The 8,890-nt window shown below is 41.8% G+C and carries 8 protein-coding genes and 1 tRNA gene; 2 read left to right on the plus strand and 7 right to left on the minus strand.

Annotated elements, in window-relative coordinates:
* From BXY_RS22325 to BXY_RS22350, 6 genes are all read right to left on the minus strand, one after another.
* The coding region (locus tag BXY_RS22325; protein ID WP_208946895.1) for an endo-1,4-beta-xylanase at positions 1-1,131 on the minus strand (1,131 nt) is incomplete at its 3' end.
* Between the two features lie 29 nt (positions 1,132-1,160).
* Complete coding sequence (locus BXY_RS22330; protein WP_008644892.1) at positions 1,161-2,645, minus strand: MFS transporter; 1,485 nt, start codon at positions 2,643-2,645, stop codon at positions 1,161-1,163.
* A 21-nt stretch (positions 2,646-2,666) separates the two neighbouring features.
* Complete coding sequence (locus BXY_RS22335; protein WP_015533011.1) at positions 2,667-4,313, minus strand: sialate O-acetylesterase; 1,647 nt, start codon at positions 4,311-4,313, stop codon at positions 2,667-2,669.
* Positions 4,314-4,758: 445 nt separating this feature from the next.
* A complete protein-coding gene (gene pulA / locus BXY_RS22340; RefSeq protein ID WP_015533012.1) occupies positions 4,759-6,765 on the minus strand; it encodes a type I pullulanase in 2,007 nt (668 codons plus the stop codon).
* A 56-nt stretch (positions 6,766-6,821) separates the two neighbouring features.
* A complete protein-coding gene (ruvC, locus tag BXY_RS22345) occupies positions 6,822-7,388 on the minus strand; it encodes a crossover junction endodeoxyribonuclease RuvC (RefSeq protein WP_004312686.1) in 567 nt (188 codons plus the stop codon).
* Complete coding sequence (locus BXY_RS22350; RefSeq protein WP_004312687.1) at positions 7,385-7,687, minus strand: DUF4286 family protein; 303 nt, start codon at positions 7,685-7,687, stop codon at positions 7,385-7,387. The genes ruvC and BXY_RS22350 overlap by 4 nt, the downstream gene beginning before the upstream one ends.
* 117 nt (positions 7,688-7,804) lie before the next feature.
* Here BXY_RS22350 and BXY_RS22355 point away from each other — a divergent pair.
* A tRNA-Ala gene (locus tag BXY_RS22355) sits at positions 7,805-7,878 on the plus strand.
* Between the two features lie 42 nt (positions 7,879-7,920).
* Positions 7,921-8,547 carry a hypothetical protein gene (locus BXY_RS22360; protein ID WP_008026027.1) on the plus strand — a complete coding sequence of 209 codons (627 nt, stop codon included), beginning with the start codon at positions 7,921-7,923 and terminating at the stop codon, positions 8,545-8,547.
* A gap of 19 nt (positions 8,548-8,566) precedes the next feature.
* Here BXY_RS22360 and BXY_RS22365 read toward each other — a convergent pair whose 3' ends face one another.
* On the minus strand, positions 8,567-8,779 hold the full coding sequence (locus BXY_RS22365; protein WP_004312688.1) for a hypothetical protein: 213 nt from the start codon (positions 8,777-8,779) through the stop codon (positions 8,567-8,569).
* Positions 8,780-8,890: the final 111 nt, after the last annotated feature.

Below are 8,890 nucleotides of genomic sequence, written 5' to 3' on the forward strand. Positions count from 1 at the left end.
CTGCATAGCCTCTTTTATAATCAAATCAACTACCGGTTTCGGCTGATGATTGCGGTCGAAAAGCAATGGATAATCCGTACGTCCTCTCATCGGCCAGTCGTTACGCCACGAATCCTGATCGGCTACTCCCCAAACTGTAACTCTTGTTATGATATCCTGATGTTTCAGGAACAGACGGAAGAAATCATTCATTCTCTCTGTCCATGCTTTTGATACTTCTTCCGGTAATCCGTCCGAATAAGGATTCATCTCTTTTTTATATTCAAAAGATGCCGAGACTTCCGCACCAACCTTGGGGTCGGGTGATGGCAATACAGTCAGATCCAATTCTGTTATCATTACCTTCACTCCCGCTTTGGCAAAGGCAAGCATACTTTCTTCAAACTCGCTGATTTTCGGATAGTCCATGCCGATGTGTCCTTGCATCCCCACCGCATCAATACGGATACCACGTTTCTTCAAGTCTTTCACCATCTTCACAACTGCAGCTCTTCTGCCCGGTTGAGCCATTGAATAATCGTTATAATAAAGCTCTGCATCCGGATCGGCCTCGTGTGCATATTGAAAAGCCAATGGGATATATTCTTCACCTAGAATTTCATAAAACTTAGTCTTACGATATGCTCCATTATCTTCAATCGCTTCATTCACCACATCCCAACCTTTAATACGGCCTTTGTAACGCTTCACAATAGTGGTGATATGATCTTTCATCCGTTTCTTCAATACTTCCGGAGACACATTTTTGCCATTCTCATCCACGCAGAACCAGGGAGAAAGCTGCGAATGCCAAATCAACGTATGTCCTGTGATTGCCAAATGATTTTTCTCTCCAAAAGCAACAAATTCATCTGCCTGTGTGAAATTATAACGGTTCTCCTTCGGATGCATTTCCTGACTCTTCATACAATTCTCTGCTACAATAGCATTAAATTGTTCCTGAATTACGCGCACTCCTGCCTTATCCCGACCGGATGCTTGTCGTGTATTCACTGCTGTTCCTATCAGGAATTTATCCTTCAAAGCTTCTTTCAAAGTCTTTGTTTCTTGTGCAAAAGCTACCGAAGTACTAGTTATCAGGGCTACAGCAGCCAACAAAGAAACTACGGTTGTTCTTATCGAAGTCTTCATATAGTCTATCTATTAGTTATAGTTATTAATCAATTGTTTTCCAGGCGGCGTTTTGCCAAATCGTCCTGAATATGCTCATTCAACTTCTTAGAAATAGGATAAAAGAACAAAGCAATTACTCCTACAAAGAAAGTGATGGCAGGAATCACGCTGGATGTCAAACGGATACCGAAAATAGCGTTTTCTGTCTGTACTGTATTAGATACAAAACCGAACGAATCGACAATCGCACCGCAAATAGCTCCCCCTATACCTAGTCCGGCTTTCAAGGCAAAGACTACACCTGCAAATACAAATCCTGTCGCACGACGATGGTTCACCCATTCTGAATGATCGGCAACATCTCCCATCATTGCCCAAAGCAATGGAATAGTAGGTGCGTATGCCAAACTCTTCAAACAGTTAATAATAAAGATCATACTTATGTTTGTCGAATCTACCACAAAAAACAGGGCTGTAAAAAAGGCTGTCAGTGCCAGGCAGATCAAAAATACATTCCGCTTGCCAAAGATATTGGAAAGAAATCCGGAAAGCAATATTACACCCGCCAAAGTGATAACCTGCCCAATCATATTGAACAAACTGAAACCTACAGCAAACACATTACTATGATCGGGCTGCGCAATCAGTCCGAAAGCATCAAGAAAGGTGTGCCACATTCCATAAGTTTCTCCTTCTATCCGTACTAATCCAAAATTTTGCAGGAAGTCAAAAAGGGCTGTTTTATCTACGAAATAATTAAAGTAGTAAGACATACTGCTGCCCCACATAGCCAATGTCGTAAACAAAAAGAGGGTTAGGATAAACATCGCTTTCCATGGACGGCTGCTTACGATATCTTTAAAATCCTGTTTCACGGAAGTTTTCTGACCTACGGGAGGCGTAATACGCTCTTTGGCAGAGAAGAATGTGATTACTAAAAGAACAACTCCGATGATGGCAAACAGGGTAATTGTCAGGAACCATCCACGTTGATCGTCTCCTTGCCCGAACTTGGAGACTAATGGCAAAGTAAGCCCCTGCACAACAAAAGTGGCGATTGTAGCTGTCACAAAACGGACGGACGAGATACTGGTACGTTCTTTGATGTCACTTGTCATCACACCGCCCAAAGAGGCATACGGGGTATTATTGAAGGAGTAAATAGACATTAATAAGGTATAAGTGATACCTGCATAAATAATCTTCCCACGCTCACTCAAATCGGGTGTCGTAAATGCCAAAATGAAGAATACGGCAAAAGGAATAGCTGTCCACAACAACCAGGGACGGTATTTACCCCAGCGGGTGTTGGTTCTGTCGGACAGGATACCTACCACCGGATCGACAAACGCATCGAAAATGCGTGCGACCAGCAATATCATACCTGCTGCTGTTGCTTTGATTCCAAACACATCTGTATAGAAGAAGAGTTGGAACATCATCATCATCTGGAAAATCAGGTTCGCCGAACCGTCACCTAAGCTATAACCGATTTTCTCGGCCATCGACACTTTTTGAGTCTGTGTTTTCATGGTACTAATCTCTTTTTTAATTTATTTGACTCTTTGTTGAAAGACCGCCTGGGAAACACGTTGTCCCAACGTCTTTTTATCCAATGGATGGATATCATTCCATTCTCCTAAATCACCGTTTTTAATTAGAGTGACATTTTTATTTGTATTGGCTACTTCTGCCTGCACTTTCCGGAATTCTGCCCAGGCAGCACGCCCTCCTTTATCTTCGGGTGAGAGGAAATCCGCCAGTTCAATCACATAGAAAGGCATATCAGGTCGGTTCCAATGCTGTCTCCAATCCGCAATCATCGCCGTCAACAAGTCTTTATACTCATTTCTGCGAGACACATTCGATTCACCCTGATACCAGATAACACCAGATACCGTATAATTCAGCAATGGGGCAATCATAGCATTATAAAGTCCTACAGGTTTATAATGAAAGGCTGTCTGCCCCGGAGCAGCAGGCATGGGAGCACCGAGGCGATATTTCCAATTACCTTCGAGACTAATCTCCGATTCTCCTTTTTCCGGCTGGCCTTTTCCGAAAAGTATCTTATAGGGTTTCTTTTTTACAAAATGAGGGAAACCGCCATAACTGAAAAGACGTATGGTTATTGTGTTTTTTCCAGCTTTCAACAATCCGGCGGGAATGGTATAGATACGTGGTGGATATTGATAAGAAACAGTTCCCACAAACGTACCGTTTACATAGACGGAGTCTGCATCTACGATGCATCCCAGGCGAAGAGTTGCCTTCTCTCCCGCTTGTTGCCCGGACACTTGAAAATCTCTACGGAACCAATGGGAACCATTGATTGTATTCAATCCGTTAGTAGCCCAACCGGAAGCAAACAAATCGGTCGGTGTCCAATCACTGTCATCATAGCCGGCAGCATACCAAGGGATGGCTTCATGCATTCCTTTATCTCCCTGATACAGTGCTACATTCCAGGCACGGCTTTTCTTGCTCTCTTCTTTTTTCATTGATTCTACCAAGTCATCTGATTCGTAGATACGTTTTTCGTTCAAATAATAAGGAAAAGGTTTCAAACCTTCCTCACTGATCCACGCTTCTACCGGTGAACCTCCGACACTGGAGTTTATGATTCCTACCGGAACCTTTGTTTTCTGAAAGTAATCTTTAGTAAAGAAATAAACCAAAGCAGAGAAAGACATCACATTTTCAGGAGTCATAGCCTTCCAGGAAATTCCCGGAATATCTGCCTGCGGAGCATGAAAGTTATACAATAGAGGAGTTTTTATATAGCGTACCATCGGATAATCATTATCCGCAGATATTTCATCCCGAAAACGGTCTGTAACCCGTAAAACAGGTAATTCCATATTCGACTGGCCAGAACATACCCAAACGTCACCCACAAGAATATCCTTCAACTCTATATCATTAATAATCATTGTGTAAGGACCACCAGCTTTCAAGGCAGGCAAGATCACTTTCCAGTTGCCTTGCGCATCGGCAACGGTCTTATATTTCTTTTTTTGAAAAGTTATATTAACAGTTTCATCAGGATCAGCCGTCCCCCAAATATTGACAGGCTCCCCGCGTTGAAGCACCATTCCGTCGGAAACAAGAGTGGGAAGTTTAACCTTTGCTTCACCCAACAGAGCGAAGCAAAGGAACACAACTACTAACCCAACCTTATAAAACCAATACTTATTCATTATCCATCTTTTCTTTTATGTCTTTATTAGTAATCCGGAAAGAAAAACACTCCATCCTGAATTTCACTTTGCAAACTTAGGAAGTTTCTCTCCGCTTACCCAAAAATTTTGATTCAAATCATTACTCGCTTGTTACATCATCGTTTACGTATGTTACAAATACTTGTCGTAATGTTACATCCCAATTAAGATTGCCGATGAATAGGAGGAAAATGAAGGATTTAGGAAAGAGCGGATCACGGCAGTTATTGTTATTCATTCTATCTATTTAAAGATGATAGAAATGCCGGCAACCAACGTTGAGTTGTTATATATGCCATAAATAAAAAGTGCCGACTAACCAGCCGGCACATGATTTCATTTGTTCCATCAGACTGAAACAGGCAGCCAGTCTACTGCATGAAAAAAACTTGAGTATCTTGGAATTGTAGTAAACAGAAAAAAACTACTTGTACATAATCAACGCAGACTGACCAGGAACAATCACCTCCGGTCCGGTTTGCGTACCCAATCCACGCACATCTATCACTCCATCTTTACATACTACCGTATATTTACCAACAGGAATTTCCAGTCGTGCAGGAGTCGTACGGGAATTAAAGGCTACGATAATATCTTCCCAGCTATCTCCATTCGCACGCTCTTTGAGGCGAAACGCAATCAGGTTTTGCCCTTCAACCGGAAGGAACTCCAGATGCTTCCGGACCATTTCTGCATTTCCCATACGGAAAGCCGGATGAGACTTACGAAGATCAATGAGTCGTTTATAGTACGTGAAAATATCTCCATTCGTCGTTTTGCGTCTCCAGTCAATGGCATTGACGGCATCCGGACTCTTATAACTATTGTCTATCCCTTGTTTATCACGCATCACTTCTTCACCTGCATAGATAAAAGGAATTCCCTGCGAAGTAAAGACTACCGTTTGTGCCAGTTTATCAAGTCGAACCAACTGTTCGGGAGTAGCTCCCGGCATACTTGCCTTCAATCGGTCTACCAGACACAAACCATCATGACAGGAAACATAGCTAACCATCTGGGTAGGCTGTTCCGCCCATGGCTTCTGACTATAATTTACGGAATCACAGCGTACTTGCGGATGCTTAATAGCTCCAACAATTCCGAATTTTACGCTCATTTCTCCCCCCGGCACTCCGGCAAGGAAAGCTCCTTTGTCCTTCTCCCATACAGGTCCACAAAGTCCATCGCGCAATTCATCCGAAAACACAGCAATTCCGGGCATGTGGGAAATATTTCCTTTCATCGCCAATGAATCTGCCGGATATTGAGGAGCTTCAGCCGCCCAACCTTCTCCATAGATACAAATAGTAGGATCGACTTTGTTGACAGCCTTTCGAATCTCGTTCATTGTTTCAATATCATGCACCCCCATCAAGTCAAAGCGGAAGCCGTCAATATGATATTCTTTTATCCAATAAAGAACGGACTCTATCATGAACTTACGCATCATAGGCCGTTCACTTGCTGTTTCATTGCCACACCCTGAACCATTTGCCAATGTGCCATCCTCTTTCTGACGGTAAAAATAGCCGGGAACGGTACGTTCAAAATTACTTTCAAGTGTATTAAAAGTGTGATTGTAAACCACATCCATTATCACGCGTATTCCAGCTCTATGCAACGCTTGTACCATCTGTTTGAACTCTTTCACGCGAACAGTAGGCTGATAAGGATCGGTTGAATAAGAACCATCCGGCACATTATAATTTACCGGATCATATCCCCAGTTATAGTGATTTTCATCTAATTTTGTTTCGTCGATAGAAGCATAATCAGAAGAAGGAAGAAGATGCACATGTGTCACTCCCAGTTCTACCAAATGATCGATACCTGTTGATTGATTGCCGGAATTCACCGTCCCATGTTCAGTCAGTGCAAGGTATTTGCCCTTATTTTTTATTCCCGAAGTAGAGTCGACAGAGAAGTCACGATGATGCATTTCATAGATAATCATATCAGCAGGAGATTTCAGAGAAGGACGTCGGTCATTCTCCCACCCCTCCGGATTGGTAGTCTTCCAGTCGATGATAGCTGCACGCTTTCCGTTCACTCCTACAGCGTGAGCATTAATCCCCGGCGTGTCGCCCTGCCATTTATCGTTGATTTTTACATTGAAAGCATAGTATTTGCCGAGCAGATCCTTATCTACGGATGTCGTCCAGGTTCCATTCTCACCGAGTTCCATCTTTACTGTTTCGTAAGCATGTCCGCCTTCTCCGGCATCATAAAGCATCAGGCGCACCTCTTCTGCTGTTGGTGACCAAAGGAAAAATTTGGTTGCCAACGGCGTATATTCCATCTCTGTAAGGCTTCCCGTACGAACCGGATATAATTCAAAAGAAGTATATTCCTTCTTCGTTGGGGAACAACTCATCACTGTTGTCACTGTAGTCACACCCAATATCGCTAAATAATTATTTCCTATCTTCATTCTAAACCTCCCCCTATGCTACACACCATATCTATCCCCCCATAAAATTAAATGCTTTATTTCACCTTATCCGGATTCTTCGCTATAAAATCCTTCCAACTACTATACCCTTTTTCCATTGCCGGTCGCCCCATTTGCAGGAAATGACAATAAGCCGCTGCCAAACCATCTGTTGCATCCATAAAAGTAGGCATATCATCTTTTGAAAACCGTAGCATCCTTTGCAGCATATCCGCCACTTGTTCTTTTGATGCCTGCCCGTTTCCGGTGATAGCCATTTTTATCTTCAAAGGGGCATATTCGGTGATTGGAATATCCCGGCTCAACGCTACTGCCATTGCTACCCCTTGTGCACGACCTAACTTCAACATCGATTGCACATTTTTTCCGAAGAAAGGTGCTTCAATAGCCAACTCATCCGGTAGATAACTTTCAATAATGCTCAATACCCGTTCATGGATATGACGAAGTTTCAGATAGTGATTGGCAAATTTACGTAAGTCGATAATCCCCATCGCAATCATTTCGGGCTTGGTTCCCCTCACCCTTAGAACCCCGTATCCCATGATTGTCGTACCGGGGTCAATCCCCAGGATTATCTTTTCTTTTACCGGTTGAATCACTCTATCACCTCCATCAAGGTCGGAAATCCGATCACTTTATCTTTAAATATTTTTACCAGTTCGTCATTCAGTCGCACCCCCTGTTCCAAATGCCAGCGATGTAATAACCCACTGCTTTCTACCTCCCATTGCAAAGAATACGCACTTCCTTCTTCCCGATGACTCAATATCCGGCAAATACGCGGTGCCTTCAACGCACCGTGTTTCTGTACTTCAGGGATATAACTCTCTTTTATCCAAATCATGAAATTGTCGTGAACGTCATCGTCCACTTGAAAAGTTGTATTATAAATCAGCATATCTTAATTTCATACTATTATTTACCGCAAACATAGCAATTATTTCAGAATAATGCATTATATTTGCGGCAACAAAAAAAAGATTCGTTTACAAACGTTATCATATAAGACAAGAAAGGGGCGTTAGCTCATCTGGCTAGAGCGTAACACTGGCAGTGTTAAGGTGATCGGTTCGAGTCCGATACGCTCCACTTTTTTCTCTCCCAACTTTGAACTTTAATAGTGTACTGGACATGAACATCACAAAATTTGCCACTATTCTTCTAATCATCCCATGCTTAATTTCCTGCTACGGAAACAAGTCTTCAAAAACAACACAATCAAACAATGCAGACTATGATATACGCCTCAATGATAGCATAGCAGCAGTAAACGCAATGCTAGAAGAAGGGAACGCTGATGGAGAAAAAATAAATGCTTTTTTAGACGCATATATATCTAGACATCCTAATTGTTTCAACAATGACATCCAAAGAAAAAAAGCAGGAAAAGAATTGCGTTCTTTGTTAGAAAAGGAACTTGAGAATAACCCTGATTTCCTTTCTGATATAGCAGTCAAATTCGCTTCTATGGATAAAGTTAAAAGTACCGATAATAAAGGATATAAATATCTTATATCCTTTACCTGTAGCAGCCTTCAAAAAACCGGAAAGTATAATATTTCTTTCAGAATTATAACGGCTTTAGATGAGGAAGAAGCCTCCAATCTTATTGATAATCAGAAGTATTATATTCAAGGAAAATTCATAAGTCTTTCCGAAAAGGAATCGATAAATATTAGACTAGATGTATTTGATGACAAAACAATTGAGATAGGGAGTATTTTTATCAAAGAACCTATCGTTACTCCGGCAAACTAAAGAAAAAAGAAAAGGACCTTTACTCAAGGTCCTTTTTTATCACTTCGTCCATTTCTTTTATACGTTTCTCGCGGTCTTTAATAGGACCGTCTTTCTTGTCATTCTTGAATACATCATCGGCACGGTCGGCAACCTCACCGCTCCATTCTTCAAACTGGTCCTTGGCCGGACGGCCATTCGGTTCGATATTTTCTTCGGCTATCGAATCATGCCTGTTAATCATATCATCCATAAGTTCTCGTTTTAAAAGTTTATGGCTATAAGACAATACAAACGAAGAAAAGTTTTCTGTTTTAATGATTTTTGAAGAAATCAATCATGTTATTATACTATCAAATGTACT

Origin of the sequence: Bacteroides xylanisolvens XB1A (genome assembly GCF_000210075.1) — a bacterium.
In the GTDB taxonomy this organism is placed as follows: domain Bacteria; phylum Bacteroidota; class Bacteroidia; order Bacteroidales; family Bacteroidaceae; genus Bacteroides; species Bacteroides xylanisolvens.

Coding starts and splice junctions, on each gene's coding strand:
- BXY_RS22330 (WP_008644892.1), bottom strand. CDS start 2,645: ATGAAAACACAGACTCAAAAAGTGTCGATGGCCGAGAAAATCGGTTAT.
- BXY_RS22335 (WP_015533011.1), bottom strand. CDS start 4,313: ATGAATAAGTATTGGTTTTATAAGGTTGGGTTAGTAGTTGTGTTCCTT.
- pulA (WP_015533012.1), bottom strand. CDS start 6,765: ATGAAGATAGGAAATAATTATTTAGCGATATTGGGTGTGACTACAGTG.
- BXY_RS22350 (WP_004312687.1), bottom strand. CDS start 7,687: ATGCTGATTTATAATACAACTTTTCAAGTGGACGATGACGTTCACGAC.
- BXY_RS22360 (WP_008026027.1), top strand. CDS start 7,921: ATGAACATCACAAAATTTGCCACTATTCTTCTAATCATCCCATGCTTA.
- BXY_RS22365 (WP_004312688.1), bottom strand. CDS start 8,779: ATGGATGATATGATTAACAGGCATGATTCGATAGCCGAAGAAAATATC.